The following is a 22,419-nucleotide window of genomic DNA, read 5'->3' as shown; positions in this document are numbered from 1 at the left end:
CTTTTAGAATATGAAAAAGATTTTAATCCTTACAACCGTATTAGCACTTGTAATTGCTTCTTGTGACAAGGTCAAAAATGCGTATCCCGCTGGATCAGGAGCTGTATCGAGTACGTTAGATTGGAGCTTGTATCCGGATGGTGACTCTGCTTACTATATGAATCAAGGTTTATGGCCCACATTTGCTGCAAATACCAACACTCAACGCAATGTTCTTATTGAAGACTTTACAGGTCACCAATGTGTGAATTGTCCAGCTTCAACAGCCAATATGGAACAATTGATTGCTACAAATCCAGATCATATTTTTGGCTTAGCAATCCACTCCGGTCCAACTGGATTAACTGGATTTCAAGTAACTTCAACAGAATATCCAACTGTTTTTTATTGTGATGCTGGTTTTGAAATTGGGAAACACTTTGGACAAGATGCTCCTGGCTCTGCATTTATAGGAAACCCTGCATTTTGTGTGAATCGCACACAGGCAAACAATCAATTTGTATCCAATGCTGGAGCTGCGATTGCCAATAAAACGAATGCTTGTTTGGCTACACCAGTAAAAGTCAACATTCAGGCTGTTGCCAATTACTTTGCTGCTACCCGCGGATTGTTCCTGCATGCGGAAGTAGACAAAGTGGACGCTTCTTTAACCGCTGATTTAGCAGTTGTTGTATGCCTGGTAGAAGACTCATTGGTTGCACGACAATTGGTGCCGGGGAATCTGGATCCGGATGGAAGCCCGGGTAATGCAGGAGTACCAGATGGTAGACATGAATCTTACGTTCACAGGGATATCCTTAGAGGATGTATCGATGGAAGAACCTTCGGCAAGGTTTTGACGGCAAGTGATTTAGGAGCAAACGCAAAATATTTCGTCAGTTATTCCTACAAGTTGCCAGATCAATACAATGTAGATAACATGAAACTGTATATCTATGTTTATGACAAAACAACGCAAGAAATTTATCAAGTAATCGAAAAACACTTGCATTAATAGTTAACATTCCCTGTAAAGTGGCGTGTGTCTGATGGTTATCGGCACACGCTTTTTTTATATGCAACTTTTAACATTTCCGATATACCAAATAAGAAAAGGGTTCGTTATATTAGATGAAATTATTAAACAAAACCCCATGTTTGAACTGACGAAAAAAATCCTAGTTCGGGTAAGTTTTGACCCGCTTTTATTCCAAAAAGAATTGTCTAAGGCAATTAAATGGATCTCTGACTCAGAGGAGATTCAACATTTAAGGGACTGGTGTATGAAAGAATTTGGAGCAGTGTATCCATCTATCATACAAAAAGCATTTTCGACACAAAAGGCGAAATAAAAAATAAGTTTATATACGACTAACGGCTCCAATTGGAGCCGTTTTTAGTTTCAGTCTATTTTTTATTGAACCTAATTTTTTAACCTGATTACTCAAATTCAATTAATAGTCCTCCTTTATCTACAATGTCATTTGGATTGACTGCAATTGCTTTCACAACGCCCACTCCTTCAGCTTTGAGAACATTTTCCATTTTCATTGCCTCTAAAGTCAATAAAGAATCTCCTACTTCGATGGATTGACCCACCGTAACAGCAACACTGACAACTCTTCCTGGCATTGGAGCTTTCAATTGCTTCAACTTACGCAATTTTGGCTTGTCCATTCCAAGAGAAGCAATTAGTTCGTCCAAAGGACCACCCTTTTTCACTTCAAAAACACGGTGATTTAATTTTAGAATTAATAACCCCTCCTCCATTCGGTTCGACATCACTTCTCCACGGAACTTCTTCCCTTTATAGGTAATGGTGAAAAAATGAGAATCATCCCAGCGAATGTGAACACCATCTTTATTAGCGTGAAGTAATTCTCCGTCTGTTGTCCAATTGGCTGTTTCCATCTGTATGAATTTTGTGGCAATATTACGAACTATTTGTCCATTCATCTAGAAAAAGATTGCAAAAAATACATAGTTTCCTATATTTGCTCATTGAATTAAATTAGAATCTTATTCGCCCCGAAATGAAGAAAATAAACTATTTGGTTGCTCTTGTCCTTGTAGCTTGTCAACCCAAACATTCTGATAAAGAAAACACTGTAGGTAAAAGCAATACTGAGACAACAACTTCTATTGAAGAACCAAAACAAGAGGAGCCAAAAGTATATCATGCTTCTAGAACAGTTTTAACTGATTTAATCCACACCAAACTAGAGGTCTCATTTGACTGGGCAAAATCTTGGTTAATCGGGAAAGAAACACTTCAAGCAAAGCCACATTACTATGCATCTAGCGAACTCATTTTGGACGCAAAAGGGATGGAAATTAAAAGTGTTTCTATGGCTGGTAAGGCCTGTATTTTTGAATATAAAGAAGATGTTTTAACTATTCAGTTAGACAAAAAATATACGCGAGACGAGAACTACACTGTTGTTATTGACTATATCTCTAAGCCAGATGAGCGTAAAACGGGAGGTTCTTCCGCAATTACTAGTGACAAAGGACTTTACTTTATTAATCCACGAGGCGAGGAACCAAATAAAATGCCTCAAATTTGGACACAGGGTGAAACACAATCAAACTCTGTATGGTTTCCAACAATTGATTCTCCAAACTCTAAAACGAAAGAAGAAATCTACATCACTGTAGAAGATAAATACACCACACTTTCTAACGGTAAATTGATAAGTTCTACCAAAAATGCCAATGGAACAAGAACAGACTATTGGAAACAAGATTTGGCGCATGCTCCTTACTTATTTATGATGGGCGTTGGTGAATTTAAAATTGTAAAAGATACTTACAAACGACCAGATGGAACGAACATGGAGGTAAACTACTACGTAGAGCCTGAGTGGGAAAAAGATGCGAAAGCTATTTTCGGTGAAACTCCAGCAATGATTGGATTTTTCTCTCAATTATTGGGTGTAGAATATCCTTGGGATAAATACTCTCAAATTATTGTGCGGGATTATGTATCTGGTGCGATGGAAAATACAGGAGCGGTTGTTTTTGGAGAATATGCCTATAAAACACAACGTGAATTATTGGATAATAACGATAACTCTACCATTGCTCACGAATTATTTCACCATTGGTTTGGAGATTTAGTAACCGCTGAATCATGGTCTAACTTAACATTGAACGAATCTTTCGCTAATTATTCTCAATTCTTATGGGATGAGCATCGTCATGGCTTAGATGAAGCTGAGTATCAGGCCATTCAAGAAGCTGACGGTTACTTTGCTTCTGCAGAGCAAGGTGGTTACCACAATTTGGTGTGGTTTGATTACAACTCTAGAGAGGATATGTTTGACGGACATTCTTACAACAAAGGTGGTCGCATTTTACACATGTTGCGAAAATACATCGGTGATGAGGCATTTTTCTTAGGTCTTAAAAATTACTTGAAACAAAATCAATTCAAAGCAGCAGAATTTCACCAATTGAGATTGGCTTTTGAAGACGTAAGCGGACAAGATTTAAACTGGTTCTTCAATCAGTGGTATTTAGGAAAAGGGCATCCAACGTTAGATGTTTCTTACAAAACAGACGCTACTACAGTTTCAGTAACTGTTAACCAAAAGCAAAAAGCACAATTTGGATTATTTAAACTCCCAGTTGATGTGACCGTTTATGATGATCGTGGGGCAACAACAACACGTCATTGGTTCAATGATGAATCCACAACAGTAAGCATTCCTACTCAAGGAACTGTAAAAAATGTAATCTTCGACTCAGAGGCAATGCTTTTAGGTAAATTGGAAGAACATAAAGATGCTTCTTGGTATGCTTTTCAGTGGAATAACTCCAAACACTTCATTCACAGACAAAATGCACTGAAAAAAGTCCCGTCTTCTTCACCAGATGCAGGTAAAATTGCACTAGAAGGATTGATTGACCCATTTTGGGATATTCGCGCTACTTCAATAGATAAAATTGGTAAATTGAGTAACGACAATAAAACAGCCGCTATCAATCGTTTGAAAAAAATGGCAAGTTCTGATTCTGTTTCGGCTGTTCGAGTTGCTGCAATTACTGCCTTGGCTGGTATAATCTCTGCACCTGAATTAGAGCAATTGTGCACCGATGCACTTCAAAAAGACCAATCTTATGCGGTAATGAGCGCGGCTTTAACACAACTTTCCAAAGTGAATTACAAATCTGCATTAGAAATTTGTAAACGTTTGGAATCTGAACCTTCGGCTAAAATGCAAACCGGTGTTGCGATGATTTATGCAAAATACGGAGATGCCGATCAAATGACTTATTTTGAAAATGTGCTCAAATCCAATAGCGTTCAAGGTTTTGATAAAATTGGAGTATTGAATTCTATGACCTTCTTTGCTTCACGTCAAGATACTCGAATTCAAAAACGCGCACTGCCAATTTATGAGAAAGAATACAAAACTGGCGGAATGTATGCTCAGATGTTTGTTCCTCAATACATCGGATACCTGAGAGACAATCTACTAAACTCCATCGAAAAGTACAAAGTAGAAGAAGAAAAAGCGAAAAAAGAAGGAAATACGAATGCTACCGATATCGCTCGTGGAAAACGAATGGATGCTGAAGCATTAGTAGCCGATTACGATAAAATGATTGCTGGATTCCCGAAAGATGAAAAAAGCGAAAAAGGGCATTAATTAGTAGAACAGTAATCCGAAAATGAGGTCTTTGTCAAATGGCGAAGACCTTTTTATTTTTCAAGAATCTACTAAGGCTCTTTATTTGTTTTAACTGCTGTTAAATTCAAAAAATGTGGTTTTCCGCAATGCAGTTTCAGTATAAATACTGAAACTGCACCATTTATTTATTAGTACGTTTGGCATCCAAAAAATCATTACTAGTTATGAAAATCAACAGCTTCAATCCACCTTATTTTTTTAAAAGCATCTTGTTTTTAGGCTTCAGTGCTATTTCAGCCCTTTCCTTTTCTCAAACAAACACCCTTCCAGCTTCTGGAAATGTGGGTATCGGTACAACATCTCCCTCTGAACGACTTACCGTGAATGGGTCAGCACGAATCGATTCTACGCTAACTGTTCGCGATTCGATGATCGTTGACCGAGATGCACACATTAAAAGCGACTTACGTGTAGATGGAAAAACCCTCTTGGGAGATGACCTACATGCATCTAAAAACGTCTTCTTAGAAGAAGGCAACTTACAAATCAAATCCTTGGGAGATACAAGTCTTCCAGAAGATGGGATCTTAACGATTGATGCTTTGGGCAAAGTAAAAAATGGCGGCGATTTGAAGAGTCTGCTCTATCGTTCTGAACCAGCAACGAATTGTGCAACAGATATACACGGTAATCTCCTTGAAACCGCTCCTTTTTGGCAAGCTACAGCCAATCCGCAACGCATGTTTTTGATTAAAACTCCATGTTCTCCTGATCCACGATTGGGAGTTGGTGTGAGACCAGATGCTAAATTTCATGTGCGGCTAGATCTAAATTCCCAATTACACCCCCTATTGATTGAAAAAACCCTAAGCAGTAACCCAAGTGTACTACCCCGAAAATTGATGCAGTTGGACCACACAGGATTGCTGTATGCACGCGAAATAAAAGTGAATCTAGACAACTGGGCAGATTATGTGTTTGATACAGATTACTCTTTAATGCCTTTGAACGAACTGCAGCAGTTTATCAACCAAAACAAACATTTACCCAATGTGCCAAGTGCCGAGGAAATGACAACCAACGGGTTAAATCTGGCAGAAAACAGCAAGATGTTGATGGAAAAGGTGGAAGAATTAACGCTATACGTGCTTCAAATCAACCAACAAGTTTCAGCGCAAGAAGAATTATTGAAGCAACAGCAAGAAACCATTCGTTTGCAGCAGGAATTGATTTTACAAATTCAGCAAGCACAACAAAAACCTGTAAAACCGTAAGTTATGAGAAAGTTCATAACAGGAATGTTTCTGCTCATGGGGTTACATGGGTGGGGGCAGGTGGATACACTTAATCCTTTGACGAAAAAACAAATAGCTGACTCCATGTTCAAGCATTTGAATAATTATCTACCAACTGAAAAACTATTTAATCGATTACTTTTTGATGATACAATTCAATCAATATCATGGAATAGTAGCTCAATTGGAAACTCGTGGAATAATAATCCTGCTACAGCGGATCTTATTTATGGAGCATTGAATGAACTTAAAAATATGTCTATCGATACTTCACTAGTTCCTTCATCAATTCAAATTTATGACTCAGTATCTGCTTATATTGGTGAAGTAGAATTCGATTTAGATAGCTATTTTTTTCCTATTGGAATAGCTGATTTTAGCTACGATTACGTTGATATCAATCGAAACATTCAACAGGGAAATCTATTTGAAGATAATCAAGTACTATTCGTTACAAATCCTTCATTAATTATTGAATCGAAACGATTATCAATGATTGCTCCTCTATTCGATTACTTTGATAGCGAACAGATGGGTATTGTATTTAAAAAAGAAAATTTTTACAGCAATCGAAAATCTTCTGATGACATTGTAAATATAGAACTTGAACACAATAGACAGATAATGGAACTCAATTGGGATGAAGTCTATGAATTTACTCCCACGGAAGATAGCATTCAAAAATTTCGAGTAAAAGTGATTTACAGTGATAATTCTTATCTAGAAACATACTTTATCATAAATACCCCTGAACTATATCTCAAGAACGAACTTAAATCCGTTTCATTTCCAGGCTGCACGAAGCTTCATCTTGATGGAGATGATAAAATTGAAATTAGCGGGAACAAACTAAAATGGTGCTGGATACCAAGATGTGCATCCGATAAGAGAGTCTTTAAACCATATATCCTATTGACTGGTTATCGACCTCCTGTATTTGGCCAATCATTCAGAAAAACCTGGAAAATTTATAATTTTGAACATCAAAGTCTATTAAATTCTTTGAGAGACAATAATTATGATGTCCTACTTGTTAAGTTCAACATTCATGCGAAACCATACAGCCATGGAATGGAGCAGTCTGCTGAATTATTAGTGAAATTTTTAGAATTACTGAATGAACTAAAAGGCGGTCAAGGGTCAGGACAGGAAAACATCATTCAAGGATCTTCAATGAGTGCAGATATTGCACGCTTGGCACTTCTTAGAATGGAAAAAAAGCACTTTGAAGATAATAATTATACGCACCACCACTCCCGCTTATTCATTGCTTATGATGCTAATTTTTATGGTGCAAACTTGCCACTAGCATATCAAAACCAAGTATACTCTTATTTTTATCATCCTGCCCCATCATTTATGGGATTATCTACTTTTTTCGGAGTTAAGCAATTTTTCAGCACTTATCTGTTTGCCACCATGCAACAAAAAACGGTGAAAGAATTGTTGATGTATCATGCTACTGCCTATGATGACAACTTATTCAATGCTCCTAATTATCAAACTTCCTATACCCCAACACATCATTGGAGAAGACAGGGTGTTTTAAATGCATTAGATGCCGTTGACAATGGACAACATATCTTTCCAATGCCTATTGCGTGCAGAAACATTGCTATTTCACTCGGGAAAATTTCTGAAACAAATAACGTAAATGAAGATGCTAAAATCCCTTTCAATAATCCGGGACAATATTGGAGAGATTTTGATCTTGGACTTTGGAAATTTAAAATCCGTGCATCTAAATACATCAGTGGAGGTGAGTATACCGAGCTTTTTAGGAGAAAAAAAATCGGGCTTTCATGGACAAGTTTCACAATGGATCATCGCCTACATGTTACAGAAATGCAAGAAATTGACATGGCTTCCGGCTCTTATTTGGAAGGAACGGGTAATGTAATCAGTGTTGCAAATTGGACCTACTTTACATTGTTGAATATCATTGATGGGCGTGATTATTTCACCCACAAACCAGTGGTAACAGCTTTGGGAATTAATAAAGATCTGTGGCCAAGTAATGGGAGCATGACCTTGAATGTACAACAAATGGGGTTGATGTTTACAGATAGAGATCACTTGATTCCAAACCAAGATGAGAGTAATCATTTCGGTTATCCCAATTTAGGACGCCCGAACGACCATTTCCAGGTTACTCCTTTTGAGGCCATTTACGTGGATAAAAAAATCAACCCACACATCAGACTCGATGGAGATGATCAAACAGACTTAGCACAGCTCAATAATTTTATTCTGAATGAAGTAGAACCTTGGTACCTAGGGTTGCAGAATAATCACGTGGGGGCACAAGCACGGAGTAACTATAGGTATCATTCCTATCGGCGTGCGAAATATCAAATTGTAGTTGGTGATACTGTTACTCCTACAACAGATCCTGGAGAATATACGGTAGAATCCAATGGGAAACTAACATTAAAAAGCGAAAAAATTCACGTCAAAGCAGGAGTCCATTTTAAAAGCGGCTCTATTGTACATATTATACCAGAATATGCTGCATGTTCCGATTCCAAATCATCAGCGGTAACAGATGATCAAACCAATTCTGGTTCAAGTAATACTGAAATAAATGACACTGAGCGTCAAACCACAAGTGATGTAAATTTATTTCCAAACCCCACATCCAATAAATGTACTATTGAAAGTAACAACCTAGAGAAGGTGCTTGAAGTAAATGTATTCAATTTGACTGGTAACCAATTACTTCTTATATTTAATGAAACTACACGATTGGATTTGGACACAGACAGTTTAAAAAGCGGTACCTACATTCTTAAAATTAGAACCGAAAACGGAATGTTTTCCAAACAACTCATTAAACTATGAAAAAAGTTTCGATATCTATTTTACTAGTCATTTTAGTTTCCTGCACCAAGTTTGGAAAAACCGACACAGCTAAAGGGCGTGTGCTAAATCCTGTTACCGGAGAAGGTATTTCTGGGGTGGAACTGAAATTACTAAAATCAACGGCAGGTTTGCCAGGTGGAAATAAGGCCGTAAAAACGGCCACTACTGATGGCGATGGTTTTTATGAAATTTCTAAAGCAGGATTAAAAGGCTACTCTTTGTCTTGCAACTTACCTGCTGACTACTATCCTTTGGGGTGGTTTATTGATGGGGAATTAAAAAACACCAATACTGGTAATGTTGGATTAAAAAAAGGGAAAACACTGCATGCCGATTTTTATGCTGTGCCGTATGCTCACTTGCAACTTGATATACATAATGTTAGTTGTCAGGGAGCAACGGATCATTTTAAGTTGTATGCAGAAGGGACTCAAGCTGACATGGGTAAATATGGTCTTATGATAGATGAAACGGGATGTTATCAGTTCACTACTTCTGGTCATTCTAAAGTCCCTATGGGAGCAAGATATTATCGTTGGGAAGTAACTAAGAATGTAATAACCACTATTTTTTATGATACAGTCTATTTAGCGGAAGGGGAGTATAAAACTTATACGATTAATTACTAATGAAATTTCTACTCCCACTTTTCATGCTAACTACAATTATTTCCTGTACCAAATTTGGAAAAACAGACACAGCTAAAGGGCGTGTGCTAAATCCTGTTACCGGAGAGGGTGTTTCTGGGGTGGAACTGAAATTACTGAAATCAACGGCAGGTTTGCCAGGAGGAAATAAGGCAGTAAAAACGGCCACTACTGATGGTGATGGTTTTTACGAAATTTCTAAAGCAGGTTTAAAAGGCTACTCTTTGTCTTGCAACTTACCTGCTGAGTACTATCCTGTGGGGTGGTTTATTGATGGGGAACTAAAAAACACCAATACTGGAAATGTTGGCTTGAAAAAAGGTAAAACGCTGCATGCAGATTTTTATGCTGTGCCTTATGGTAATTTACAAATAAATATCAATAACACTTCTTGTTTTGATACAAATGACGAATTAAAAATATATAGATCGCATTCTATTCCTAGTTTTTATGACAATGTTCCTAATCCAGCCATTTATAATGGATGTGTAAATCAAACAGGTAATATGAATAAAGCTCCGATGGGATGGTACAAATACAACGGGACAGTAACGAAGAATGGTATTGTAACCCCAAAAAGAGATAGTATCTATTTGAATAAAGATGAAACTAAAGTTTGGAATATCAACTACTAGGTCTATGAGATTGTTTCTATTCACGATTTTGATTTTAGTTTCAGGATGCACCAAGTTTGGAAAAACCGACACAGCTAAAGGGCGTGTTCTAAATCCTGTTACCGGAGAAGGTATTTCTGGTGTGGAACTGAAATTACTAAAATCAACGGCAGGTTTGCCAGGAGGAAATAAGGCAGTAAAAACGGTCACTACTGATGGTGATGGTTTTTATGAAATTTCTAAAGCAGGTTTAAAAGGCTACTCTTTGTCTTGCAACTTACCTGCTGACTACTATCCTTTGGGGTGGTTTATTGATGGGGAACTAAAAAACACCAATACTGGTAATGTTGGATTGAAAAAAGGTAAAACACTACATGCCGATTTTTATGCTGTGCCTTATGGAGAAATAAAAATTAGTATCCATAATGTAAATTGCCAAGGACCAAATGACACATTGATTTATGTGAGAAATTATGCATCACTAAATGGTGTTTTAGTCTTTCAACCTTTTACTTTAACTGGTTGCTATGATAATAATGGTGTTTTTGCTAAAGTTCCAAGTGGAGATTATTCCATTAAGTGGACAGTCATAAGAAATGGAATAAGTAATTCGTATTCACATATTTTGACTGTATCTGGGAATGGGCAGGCCGTATATAATATCGATTATTAATATGAGATTTATTATTACTCTTATTGTTATATTTTCACTAGTAATTTCCTGCACCAAGTTTGGAAAAACCGACACAGCTAAAGGGCGTGTGCTAAATCCTGTTACCGGAGAAGGTATTTCTGGGGTGGAACTGAAATTACTAAAATCAACGGCAGGTTTGCCAGGTGGAAATAAGGCCGTAAAAACGGCCACTACTGATGGCGATGGTTTTTATGAAATTTCTAAAGCAGGATTAAAAGGCTACTCTTTGTCTTGCAACTTACCTGCTGACTACTATCCCGTGGGTTGGTTTGTTGATGGGGAACTTAAAAACACCAATACTGGGAATGTTGGATTGAAAAAAGGGAAAACACTGCATGCCGATTTTTATGCTGTGCCGTATGGTAATATCATTATTTATATTAAAAATAATTCTTGTTTCGATTCGAATGACAATGTTAAATTATATTTCAATGGAGGACCTTATGATTCAAGAACATTTAATCCTGGACTGATGACATCACTGGATGGGTGTATTGATATTCCGGGATCTCCCGTAAAAAGTTCTATGGGATATAAATATTTTCATTGGGAGGTAACTAAAAATGGGATAACTACTACGTATTATGATACCATTTTTGTGGGTGAGAATCAAACTGCTACATTGAATGTGTTTTATTGAGAGAGCTTTATTTTCAATTTTGTGCTTACTCTTATTAAGCACCTGCACCAAGTTTGGAAAAACCGACACAGCTAAAGGGCGTGTGCTAAATCCTGTTACTGGAGAAGGTATTTCAGGTGTGGAACTGAAATTACTGAAATCAACGGCAGACTTGCTTCATGTAGCTTTAGATATTGGAGAAATCACTATTTACAATGCGCAGGGACAAGAACAAAAAACAAATGTAATTGGCACAGACAGAGCATATCAAACATTGGATGTATCCACCTATGCAAGCGGTGTGTACATAATAGTATCACGAAAGGGTGATGCACCAATCAAATTTGTAAAATTATGAGACGGACTATTTTATTATTTGTCATTATAGCACAACTTCCTGTGTTTGTAGTTGCTCAAATGAATCATGATATTGGGATATGTAGCTCATGGCGTGGAATTGAAACATCTAAGGAAGCAATTAATTTAACAGTAGATTATAACTTTCATTTAAGCAAATTTACTTCTGGCGTTAGTTTAGGTGCGGAATGTTGGTATATTAATTCTTCCAATTTTAGTAAACCAAATTCTTTAATGAAACCGAGTTTTACGGGTAAGGTAGAACCTTGGATAGGATTTGAAACCAAGCTGTTTCATTCAGGTGTTTTTCTTTCAACCCAAATTGGCACTCGGTTCTATTTTCTGAATCAATTAACAGATTCATTGAGTCTATTTGATGACCATCTAAGTGTTAGTTCAAGAAAGTATGTTAATAGCTTATCAACATCTCCACAGGATATATATGGAGATTCAGAAAAAGGCAGATCTGCTTATATTACAGCCATGCCATTGGCATTATTAACTAAGGTGAATATTGGGTATGCTTTTAAAAACGTAAAGATCTCCGCTTTTGTAATGCCTTATTGGGTACGTTTCCATTATGAGAACGCAGTAGATCCAACAAGAACAGGAAAAACGTTTTTATTTTTCTATGATCTTGGTTTAAGCCTCCATTATACCTTACCATTTAAGAAGAAGGAAAAGAAAACAGGAGAAAAGGCTGAGTAATATAAATTTTACGGCGGTCCAAATGTCACCTATTTATCGAGCTATACCGCTAATGTAGGTGGGAACGATAAAGTAATTGTAGAATTTCCACATTTGAATCAAAACAGGCCCGTGGTTTGGTTTGTGGCGCACAAATTAGCTAATAAAAGCTTACTTATGGATAACACAACAACTGCAGAATCAAATGAAATAGAAGAATTGATATTCCCCAATCCAACAACGGACTTGCTTCATGTAGCTTTAGATGTTGGAGAAATCACCATTTACAATGCGCAGGGACAAGAGCAAAAAACAAATGTAATTGGCACAAACAGAGAATATCAAACATTGGATGTATCCACCTATGCAAGTGGTGTGTACATAATAGTATCACGAAAGGGAGATGCACCACTCAAATTTGTAAAATTATGAGACGAACTATTTTATTATTTGTCATTATAGCACAACTTCCTGTGTTTGTAGTTGCACAGATGAAACATGACATAGGGTTATCTAGCTCGTGGAGGCAATTCAATTACCTGGAAAAACAGATTAATTTAACCGGTGAGTACACCATTCACTTGCATAAATTTAATGCTGGCGTGGGATTAGGAGCTGAATGCTGGTATATTAATCGATCAACTCTTACTAATCCAAGTGTCGCAATGAAGCCAAGTTTTACAGGTAAATTAGAGCCTTGGATAGGTTTTGAAACCAAGCTATTTCATTCCAGTGTCTTTGTTTCCGCTAATGTTGGCACTCGGTTCTATTTTCTGAATCAATTGAGAGATTCCTTAATTCTTTCTGAAAAATCTGATAATCATTTTATTATTAATGGTGGATCTAAACAACACGTATTAAATACACCTAATTTTATTCCTGGTACAAACTACCCAATTAAAGGTAAATATTACTATGTCACCAAAATGCCTATCGCTTTTTTAACACGAGTTAATGTGGGTTATGCATTTAAGCGCTTTAAGATTTCTGCGTTTGTAATGCCTTATTGGGTGCGTTTTCATTATGAAAATGCAGGGTTTTCAGAAAGAAAAGGGAAAACATTTTTATTTTTCTACGATATCGGTTTAGGTGTCAATTATACCTTGCCGTTTAAGAAGAAGGAAAAGAAAACGGGTGAAAAGGCTGAGTAATATAAATTTCACGGCGGACCAAATGTCACCTATTTATCGAATTATACCGCTAATGTAGGCGGGAACGATAAGGTTGTTGTGGCATGTGAGGAACCAATTAATACACATTTAAAAAGTCATAATTGATTATGAAAACCATATTATCCATTATCCTTCTTATGATAGGTTACTTAGCAAATGCTCAGTTGAATTATGGAGTTGAAATAAGTACACAATATCTTTCTTTTGAAATGTATAGCCGCAATACAGAAGCACAATTTCGAGACAAAATTATGCCCGCAACCAAGTTACTCTTTTATGTAGAGCCCAGTTTATCGCGTTCACAAAATAGAATTCGATTTGGATTGGAAGCTTCTTATTATACAAACGGATATAGACGAGTAACATCCTATCATGATGGAAATGCAGATGTGGGAGGTGCATACTCACATACAGAAATTTTTCGTGAAAAAGCACAATTTCACGATTTACGGTTAGGATTGAATTCTTCCTATTTATATAGTTTTGGTCAAAAACGAAGTACAAAGTTCGAGCTTGGATTTGATCTGAATATCAGTCAAAGCATAATACAAAAGTTTGCTTCGCAGCAAAAAAGTATGTCAGGCAAGCATTCAATATCTTATAACTACCCATCTCCACACAAACAGGAGAACTCCTGGGATCAGGATTTAGGCGATAGTATTACTAAACCAGAATTCAACTCATTCTTCGTGTCAATTATGTTAAGAACAGGGATTAGATTTGGTAAAAACCAAAACTCGGCGATTCATTTATCCTTTGGAGTTAATTTTTCACCGCGAATAAATAAATATCAGGTAATCAGTTCTGGAAGTACTATGGGAAATTATTATGAACAAAAAACTTTTTCACTATCACCTAGGCTCACTGGACAATTGCACTATTCCTACACTATTGGATCATTTCACAAAAAAAAGAAAGAAAATAAGAAATGACCGAAAAAATAGATTTAAAAAAACGCTTTCACTTCCATTCCACCAGCGTGAATCACTTTGTTTCCTTCGCTTTTACGCCCATTGTACTGGATTGATATTTGAAGACTTTTTGAGATTGATCGCTGATAGCCTAAACTCCAAACATAATTTACTCCAGGTTTCAATGCTTCTAACAACTCAAAACCCAATGGCGTGTTTGAATCTCCACGAAATGCTATCCGAATGAGATTGAATTGCCCTTGTAAACTTCCTTTCTCTGTTTGATTGAACTTCCCTGTGAAACCAATATCGTAAATATCTGCCTGTTCACCTCCGAGATTTTCATCGTTTCTTTTCTTGATTACCCGACCATCCAAACTAAAGCGCAACGATGTATTCGGTTGATAAATCAACGATGGTTTTAATTGCCAATAATGCAATCGGTAGTTTCTACCAGAAGTATAATCCACTGAAGAAGTTTTTAAACCCGTTTCAAATTGCGACTGAATACTGAATTTCTTCAAAAGTGTTAATCGCGCATTGAATTCATGAGATTCTTTTGTCTTTCCATCGAAACCTGTTGCTAGTAAGGTTTTCGTTTTGGAGCTTTCATAACTGTAATCTCCTCCTCCGATATTATTGGTTCGGTTGAAATAAACGGTATTCTTAATAATATTTGCCGTGCTAATTAACGATTGATCATCGATGCTTCCTACAAATGGATTATACGCCCTTGCTCCATCGAATATATTTGTTTTACGCTGTAAACGAAAGCGGGTTTGGGTAGAAAACCGTGAAACAACTTTTCGAACACCTGTTTTACTTCCCCAAACACGCTCTGGTCGCAAAGTCAAAGATTGGTTGTACTCATTCGAATAGGTTTTGATGTAATCATTTGAAGGTGTAAAAACACGTATATAACTCGCTTGATCGGCATAAGCAGCAATTTCGAATTCATTCAAATCCTTAATTCCATCTCCGTTGTAATCATTCCAAGTATAAACTCCCTGACCATCATTTACTTTGATATAGATGAACTCCTTTTTTTGTTCCAAACCTGCTCCAACTTCATAAAAAGTGGTCAAATTCACAGCTCCTTTCCAAAATTTAATGTCGTGATCGATTCGTCCGTTGGTCGTGTTTTCTGGCGCTTGCATGATTAATGTTGTATCCAAAATTTTCAACTCACGGTAATTAGCTACAATGTATAATCGTTGATTTTTCCAGTTATTCTTAGTCCACTCAGCTCTCAATGTACGTGCCTTCGCTGCATTTCGCAAACGTGTACTATCTGATCTACCGTCAATTCGTTCCCGATAACTGACCAATAATTCGCCAGAAGTTGTGTCTCCAAAAGCCAAATAACCTTGATAATCAAAGAAACTATACGATTGTAGACTCAACAAAGAATCGCCTTGTATAAATCGATTCCATTCTTGATCGTCCTTATAACCAATCCGCACTTTTTTTATTTGTTTGGAAATATCAGCCCTGTGTCTTAAAAATTGATTGGTGTTATCATTCTTGGCACTTAAATAACTGGCATCTATATTCACATTGAATCCACGTTGTTTCCAATTAGTTAGGAATTGCGTACGAAGCCCCGAAAAGGAAGAACCAATTTTATATTGTTGCGCGTTGATTCCAATACGTCCGTAATTTTTGTTTTCGATACTGGTTCCAAGAGTACTTAACACTTGGTTTCCTGTGTAATTCTGATTTCGTGTATTCCAATCACGATCAAATTCGACCGCACGATACTGCTCAATCGGTTTGAAGTAGGGATCAAGCATTTCAATTTCTGCTTGCTTCTTCCAACTCCAAGCTTGAATGGAATCTTTTCTTCCGAACGGATTGCTGTGTTCAATTTTGGTTCGCATGGAAAACCCCCGATCATCAAACCGATCAACTGTTGAAAAGGTGTTGAGATCATACCCACTCATTCCCAGTTCAGAGGTGAGTTTCAATCGGTCATTCAACCGATAAGTGGCTCCAGCAGTAAATAATTGCTGACGTTTTGGGGTAATTAACAATGAAACTGGGGCGTAATCTCCAACAGAAATCCCACCAACTGGGGCAACCCATTTGTAAACACGACCAATCGCATTGAATTTTTCGAACACATAATCGCCTTTTCCTGGTCCGACATACGAAAATTGAGCTTTATAGTAAGCGAAACTTTGGTTCACAGAAGCAACTAAAACGCTATCATAACCCAAGGTATCGACCATTTGATACATCACCAAATTTTCTGAATACCCCACAGAATCTATGACCGAATAACGAGCTAACTGCAAACTGTCTCCAATTTTAGATAAAAGAAACTTTTGATCATTGGTCAAATTTTGCTGCAAGGGTTGATTTTTAGCATCTTGTTCAGAATACGCATTAATCCACCAATCTAGATTTTTACTTTGTGCTGTCGTTGAAAATTGGAATAAGGAGCGGGCGTAATTTTGGTCGGAATACTGAAACTCTACCACAATTCGAATGTCTTTCGTAATCAAATTTTTTGCTGTAAACGTGAGCTCAGAAGTATTATAATCAATCACATAATCAAACTCCTGACCACGACTCATCAATCTACCGTCAATAAATACCCGTTCTGTCCCCGAGAGGATAATAATGTATGGCTCATTTTCATTTCCTCTCAAGCGATAAGGTCCTTGATTTCCTTCCACACCTTGAATAATTTGTCGGTTGAATTTTCCTTTAGAAAGTGCTCCACTCACTTGCGTTTTGATAGACCCTGTTTTGTCTTTCTTCCAGTAGTATTCTCCTGTTAAACCTTGTCCGCGCTTCTTGTAAGTCAAAAAATACCCATCGGGTTTACTAATCCAAAAATCACCTGCTGTGAGTTTGAACTGATCATTGAAAAGTTGAATAAAAACTTGGTCAAATTCCTGTAGTTTATTGGTGTTTCCTTCCGCTTGAATGGGCAAATTATCATCTGTTACGGAAGCCAAAACCTGTAGATTAGGAGCAATATATCCTGATAATTCTAAGTTTAAAGAAGAATTCACCGATAAATCTTGTCTATTACCAAAGGTAATTCCACGAGAGATACTCCCTGATTTTCTTAAACCATTAACACCCATTAAATCGATCGGTTCCAATGTTGGTGTGATTAAGTATTTTTCACGATCTCCTTTATTTTCATTGTAGATGATACTCGTGTCTCTTAATTGATAATTTCTAGAAAACAAAAATGGCAATACACGATAGGATATTTTCAATTCTTCAGAACATGGATTGTATAACTGAAAAGTTCCTTTTGAATAATCAATCACATATTCATACGGCAAAATAATTCGCTCTCCACAGCGCACTATGATTGAATTTGGAGCAATGCTTAAAGAATCTAATTGAATGGGATTGTTCGTTGCAGCAACAGTCTTTTGACGGTACGCGTTCTCCTGTGTCCAGCTATGAACACCACAAAATATACTGCTTAGCAATAGAAGTCCAACCCGTACAGCGTGCATCATGCTAAAGTACTAACGTTTTAAGTTATGTTCTAGTATGAATTCCAATAAAATGAAGATGTGGTGAAGTTGCTACTCTATAAGTAGACAATAGATTGTGGTTTTAGCAAAAAAAAAACACTATTTTAGCGAAAAAAAATCAACTTAATGAATCGCATCCTATATATTCTTGCTTTAGTCTTCTTGTTTACACATTTCAGTTATGCACAACAAGTACATACAGTGATGAATCTGAATGACTCAGGTTTAGGTTCTTTTCGTCAATTGGTGGATGATGCCACGAGTGGAGATACCATTCGTTTTAGTACAAATCTTCTGAATACTGGAAGTGACACTCTTGTGCTTGAAAGCCAAATTACCATTGATCAAAATGTGACAATCATTGGTTTATACAATCAAAATGATACCCTGTACATTAGTGGTAATAATACAAACAGACTTTTTCTGATATCAGCAGGATTACAGGTGGTAACCCTGGATAGTTTGGTTCTGGTAAACGGAAGAATTACAGGTGGTAACGGAGGTGCCATCCATGCATCGTCCCCGCTAACCATGACTCATTGTACCTTAAATGGGAATTCTTCTTTCATGACTACCGTTGGTGATAATTTTATTTATGGAGGAGCCATATACACATCTTCTACTCTATCGCTGAGTTTTTGTGCACTAAACGGGAATTCTTCAACCATTACTTCTGTTGGTTCCAATATCATATCTAAAGGAGGGGCGATTTATGCCCAAGGACTTTTAATAATGAACTCGTGCACACTAGATGGCAATTCCTCCATAAGCTCCAGTACATGGACAGCCATTTCTGGTTCTCCTCAGTTTTCCTATTATTCCAATTCTAATGGAGGAGCTGTTTATTCGGTAAACGGTTTAATCATGAATGATTGTTCCTTAAATGACAACTCTGTTTCAGCTTCTACTTTGTCTTCATATTTTTTGGGTTCTACAAAGGGAGGTGCAGTGTATTCGGAAAGTAGTTTAACCATGAATTTGTGTACCTTAAATGGAAACACTTCACTCACTTCTTCCAGTTTTTCCAGCTATGCCCCTTCATCTTTGGGTGGAGCTATTTATGCCGCTGCTGCTTTAACGATGGATTCCTGTATTTTAGAAGGGAATTCTTCCACCTGCTCAACTACCTATGGTGCTAATTCCAAGGGTGGTGCGATTTATGCTGTTTCCTCACTAACAATGACGGCATGTGCTGTAATCAACAGTTCATCCCTTGCGTCCTCTTCTTATGCTTCTTCTAATTATTACTTTGCGAATGCTTCCTCCGGGGGTGCGATATATACCGAAAGTAACATCGCACTCATACGCTGTAGTATCAACGGGAATTCTTCATATTCTTCTACCTCCTCATTCAACGGAAATTCATCTAGTAAATCTAAAGGAGGTGCGATCTATGCTTCAGGTTTATTAGAGATCGACTCTTGTAATTTCACGAACAACCTTGCTAAGAATGCCTTCAATTGTGCAAATCCAGATAGTTATGGAGGTGCGATCTACGCTGCAAATAATGTAGTCATGAATGCTTCCGTTTTAAATAACAATTCGATCAATTCGCTCTTTACCGCTACGAATGCCCTGGCCAATGCTTATGGAGGCGCCATTTATGTTGTTTTTTCTTTAAATATGAATAAATGTACTCTAAATGGCAATTCTTGCATTTCACGTAAGTCTACTGGAGGAGCGGTTTTCGTTGGGAGCATTTTAACTATGGATTCCTGTATTTTAACTAATAATATTGCCTCTTCTTATTATTCTGCTCGCGGGGGTGCCATTTTTGCTAACGGTCGTTCTAAAATGAAGGCCTCCACATTAGCTAATAATTCCAGCACTTCTACTTATACTACTAACGCTTCATACGGAGGTGCCATTTACAATAATGGCGGTCTCACCGTGAGTACATGTCTTTTCCGTAACAATAGTGTTTCTTCTGCTAATACAGCTTCCGGAGGAGGAATTTATACCGGCAATGTTTTACTGATAAGTAATTGTGAACTGAGCAACAATACTGCCACCTCTCCCACATTTTCACCTATTAATAGCTCAAGAGCAGGAGCAATTTATGCCGTAGATACTTTAACGGCAGGTTCCTGTACCATCATTGATAATTTCAGTCACTCTAATACTTCAACAGCAGACGCAATTTGGGTGGATGGAAAGATCTCTTTATCTAATACGATTGTCGGTTCTACTAGTAATCGTCCACAAATTCCCATTCAAAATAGTTCCGCAACCATTCCCAGCGTATTAGTTGCATACAATAGCTACGTTTCCAAGATTGATTTATCTGCCAGCAACGCTAATTTTGACGGAACTGATCCAACCATCGATCTTCGGTTCGCAGATACTTCCAACAATGATTTTCGTCTTGCTCCCAATTCTATTTTAGTAAATAGCGGAGCTAACAATCTCCTGCAGAATGATACACTGGATGTAAATTATAATGGCAATACATCCGAACAACTGCCTATTGACTTACAAGGAGCTACCAGAATTATGAACGGAAGAGTCGATATTGGTGCTTACGAGGCTACTTCAATCGGCATTGATACGATTGTTTGTCAACTATACATCAGTCCAAGCGGGTTGACTAAAACAGTTTCTGAGATTTTTAATGATACGATTCCAACTATGAATGGAGCAGATAGTATTTTTACGATCTATCTCATCGTCGGTGCACCTAGTTCATCAACAATTGATACCACTGTTTGTGAAACCTATACCAGCCCAAGTGGAAACGATACCTGGACAAGTTCGGGAACCTACATGGATACTATTCCCAATTTTTATGGTTGTGATAGTGTTATGACCATTCATCTGACAGTAAACATGGCTACATTATCAACGATTGACACCACCGTTTGTGGAACCTATACCAGTCCAAGTGGAAATCATATTTGGACAAGTTCAGGAATCTATATGGACACTATTCCGAACACGATAAGTTGCGATAGTCTCATTACAATCAATTTGACCGTAAACATGGCTACACTATCAACAATTGATACCGCCATTTGTGGAAACTATACCAGTCCAAGTGGAAATCATAACTGGACAAGTTCAGGAACCTATATGGACACTATTCCCAATTTTTATGGTTGCGATAGTGTGATGACAATTCATTTGATAAACAGGACTACACTATCAACAATTGATACCGCCGTTTGTGGAACCTATACCAGCCCAAGTGGAAATCATACCTGGACAAGTTCGGGAACTTATATGGATACTATTCCTAATTTTTATGGTTGTGATAGTGTGATTACGATTCATTTGATAGTAAAGCCTATAGTCGATGCAACAACGACCTTGAATAACGACTTAAGTATTACGGCCAACACCAGTAATGAGGTTTATCAATGGATCAATTGTATTGATAGTGCCTTCATTAATAATGCAAATGAGCAAATTTTTGTTCCTCTGGAAAATGGCTCATATGCGGTTATCGTGACAAATCAGGAGGGTTGTTCGGCTACTTCGGATTGTGTTGAAATTGAAAATCTTGGACTGGAAGACCTGTTTTCAAACCAAATCAAATTGTATCCGAATCCATGTGTGGATGGAAAACTAACGATTGAAGGCTCTGTTCCTATTTTGGGAATAACTGTTTTAGATATTAACGGAATGCTGCTTGCAACACCGGTAAATTTAATGACAGGAATAATTGATGTGTCATCGTTGGCAACTGGTCACTATTTTGTAAGACTAATTACGAGCCAAGGAATTGTCAACAAACTATTTAGTGTTATTAATTAACCAGAGTTCGATAAAAAAGTAAGCACGGTTTAGAAGTCCATGACGTACAGCGTGCCATGTTAAAGTACTAACGTGTTAAAGCTGTGCTAGTAATTGTGTGTTCTATCTCGTTCAATCCCGCAATCGGGACATAAACAGTCAAAACTCTATTTAATAAAATAGATGTTTTTGTTGTTCTTCAAATTAGTAGAATCAAGGTATTTATCAGGATTATGAATCACGTCCTGAACAATTTTATTCTCTTCCAGCTTTTTCATAGTGTGCATGTGACCTTCTCTTGTTGGAACTGTCAATAATTCATATTCCTTTGATCCAAAAGGAAAACCACAAATTTCACATTGAGCAATTGCTGATTCCGGGTACATTTCAATAAAATCCTGCTTTACAAATCCTATACTCTTGTTGAAATTCACATCTGCAGAATCAATAAGGCCCAAACTATAAAACGCATTGGCTTTATGATAATTTGTCAGTAAGGTTTTACTATACTGATCTGCTCTACAATAAAGTTCGATTGCTTTTTTGAATTGCTTAGATTTATAGGCTGTTTGACCCAGATGGTAGTATGCTGACCATATTTCATTTGAATATTCAGAAGGATTCAATTTTGTTATCGTGTAAAATATGCTTTCAGACTTCTCAAAGTCATCGGTATAAAAATACGTTAATGCTGATTTGAGCATTGC

At 37.2% G+C, this 22,419-nt stretch carries 18 protein-coding genes; 15 read left to right on the top strand and 3 right to left on the bottom strand.

The features are described 5' to 3' along the window. Positions 1-10: 10 nt before the first annotated feature. Both FLUTA_RS09155 and FLUTA_RS09150 read left to right on the top strand, forming a co-directional pair. Positions 11-994: an Omp28-related outer membrane protein gene (locus FLUTA_RS09155; RefSeq protein WP_013686584.1), complete on the top strand. Its 984-nt coding sequence runs from the start codon at positions 11-13 to the stop codon at positions 992-994. A 139-nt stretch (positions 995-1,133) separates the two neighbouring features. After that, positions 1,134-1,331, top strand: a complete 198-nt coding sequence (locus tag FLUTA_RS09150) for a hypothetical protein (RefSeq protein WP_043024210.1) — start codon at positions 1,134-1,136, stop codon at positions 1,329-1,331. Between the two features lie 88 nt (positions 1,332-1,419). On the opposite strand, the gene FLUTA_RS09145 is transcribed toward FLUTA_RS09150, so the two are convergent. Next, on the bottom strand, positions 1,420-1,890 hold the full coding sequence (locus tag FLUTA_RS09145) for an acyl-CoA carboxylase biotin carboxyl carrier protein subunit (protein ID WP_013686582.1): 471 nt from the start codon (positions 1,888-1,890) through the stop codon (positions 1,420-1,422). Between the two features lie 122 nt (positions 1,891-2,012). Here FLUTA_RS09145 and FLUTA_RS09140 point away from each other — a divergent pair, with 122 nt between their 5' ends. The 12 genes from FLUTA_RS09140 (at position 2,013) to FLUTA_RS09085 (ending at position 14,495) form a co-directional block, all read left to right on the top strand. Further along, positions 2,013-4,634, top strand: coding sequence for a M1 family metallopeptidase (locus FLUTA_RS09140; RefSeq protein ID WP_013686581.1), 2,622 nt, complete (start codon positions 2,013-2,015; stop codon positions 4,632-4,634). A gap of 206 nt (positions 4,635-4,840) precedes the next feature. After that, positions 4,841-5,890 carry a hypothetical protein gene (locus FLUTA_RS20740; protein ID WP_013686580.1) on the top strand — a complete coding sequence of 350 codons (1,050 nt, stop codon included), beginning with the start codon at positions 4,841-4,843 and terminating at the stop codon, positions 5,888-5,890. A 3-nt stretch (positions 5,891-5,893) separates the two neighbouring features. Beyond that, a complete protein-coding gene (locus FLUTA_RS09130; protein ID WP_013686579.1) occupies positions 5,894-8,752 on the top strand; it encodes a T9SS type A sorting domain-containing protein in 2,859 nt (952 codons plus the stop codon). Continuing rightward, positions 8,749-9,402 carry a hypothetical protein gene (locus FLUTA_RS09125; protein ID WP_013686578.1) on the top strand — a complete coding sequence of 218 codons (654 nt, stop codon included), beginning with the start codon at positions 8,749-8,751 and terminating at the stop codon, positions 9,400-9,402. The genes FLUTA_RS09130 and FLUTA_RS09125 overlap by 4 nt, the downstream gene beginning before the upstream one ends. After that, positions 9,402-10,055, top strand: a complete 654-nt coding sequence (locus FLUTA_RS09120; protein WP_013686577.1) for a hypothetical protein — start codon at positions 9,402-9,404, stop codon at positions 10,053-10,055. Before FLUTA_RS09125 ends, FLUTA_RS09120 begins: the two co-directional genes overlap by 1 nt. Positions 10,056-10,059: 4 nt before the next feature. Continuing rightward, a complete protein-coding gene (locus tag FLUTA_RS09115) occupies positions 10,060-10,707 on the top strand; it encodes a hypothetical protein (RefSeq protein WP_013686576.1) in 648 nt (215 codons plus the stop codon). Between the two features lies 1 nt (position 10,708). Further along, complete coding sequence (locus tag FLUTA_RS09110; RefSeq protein WP_013686575.1) at positions 10,709-11,368, top strand: hypothetical protein; 660 nt, start codon at positions 10,709-10,711, stop codon at positions 11,366-11,368. Continuing rightward, positions 11,355-11,705, top strand: coding sequence for a T9SS type A sorting domain-containing protein (locus FLUTA_RS09105; protein WP_013686574.1), 351 nt, complete (start codon positions 11,355-11,357; stop codon positions 11,703-11,705). Before FLUTA_RS09110 ends, FLUTA_RS09105 begins: the two co-directional genes overlap by 14 nt. Then, positions 11,702-12,412 carry a hypothetical protein gene (locus tag FLUTA_RS09100; RefSeq protein WP_013686573.1) on the top strand — a complete coding sequence of 237 codons (711 nt, stop codon included), beginning with the start codon at positions 11,702-11,704 and terminating at the stop codon, positions 12,410-12,412. The genes FLUTA_RS09105 and FLUTA_RS09100 overlap by 4 nt, the downstream gene beginning before the upstream one ends. 156 nt (positions 12,413-12,568) lie before the next feature. Then, on the top strand, positions 12,569-12,823 hold the full coding sequence (locus FLUTA_RS09095) for a T9SS type A sorting domain-containing protein (protein WP_043023741.1): 255 nt from the start codon (positions 12,569-12,571) through the stop codon (positions 12,821-12,823). Next, complete coding sequence (locus FLUTA_RS09090; RefSeq protein WP_013686572.1) at positions 12,820-13,542, top strand: hypothetical protein; 723 nt, start codon at positions 12,820-12,822, stop codon at positions 13,540-13,542. The genes FLUTA_RS09095 and FLUTA_RS09090 overlap by 4 nt, the downstream gene beginning before the upstream one ends. A gap of 128 nt (positions 13,543-13,670) precedes the next feature. Beyond that, on the top strand, positions 13,671-14,495 hold the full coding sequence (locus FLUTA_RS09085; RefSeq protein ID WP_013686571.1) for a hypothetical protein: 825 nt from the start codon (positions 13,671-13,673) through the stop codon (positions 14,493-14,495). Between the two features lie 14 nt (positions 14,496-14,509). Here the strand turns inward: FLUTA_RS09085 and FLUTA_RS09080 are convergent, their stop codons facing one another. Then, complete coding sequence (locus FLUTA_RS09080; RefSeq protein ID WP_013686570.1) at positions 14,510-17,962, bottom strand: hypothetical protein; 3,453 nt, start codon at positions 17,960-17,962, stop codon at positions 14,510-14,512. 144 nt (positions 17,963-18,106) lie between these two features. Here FLUTA_RS09080 and FLUTA_RS09075 point away from each other — a divergent pair, with 144 nt between their 5' ends. Beyond that, positions 18,107-21,733: a T9SS type A sorting domain-containing protein gene (locus FLUTA_RS09075; RefSeq protein WP_013686569.1), complete on the top strand. Its 3,627-nt coding sequence runs from the start codon at positions 18,107-18,109 to the stop codon at positions 21,731-21,733. A gap of 146 nt (positions 21,734-21,879) precedes the next feature. Here FLUTA_RS09075 and FLUTA_RS09070 read toward each other — a convergent pair whose 3' ends face one another. Next, positions 21,880-22,416 carry a tetratricopeptide repeat protein gene (locus FLUTA_RS09070; protein ID WP_043023738.1) on the bottom strand — a complete coding sequence of 179 codons (537 nt, stop codon included), beginning with the start codon at positions 22,414-22,416 and terminating at the stop codon, positions 21,880-21,882. Positions 22,417-22,419 lie beyond the last annotated feature (3 nt).

Origin of the sequence: Fluviicola taffensis DSM 16823, from assembly GCF_000194605.1 — a bacterium.
In the GTDB taxonomy this organism is placed as follows: Bacteria; Bacteroidota; Bacteroidia; order Flavobacteriales_D; family Crocinitomicaceae; genus Fluviicola; species Fluviicola taffensis.
Note: the sequence above shows the minus strand (reverse complement) of the source record. Positions and strands in the feature narration are given on the sequence as shown.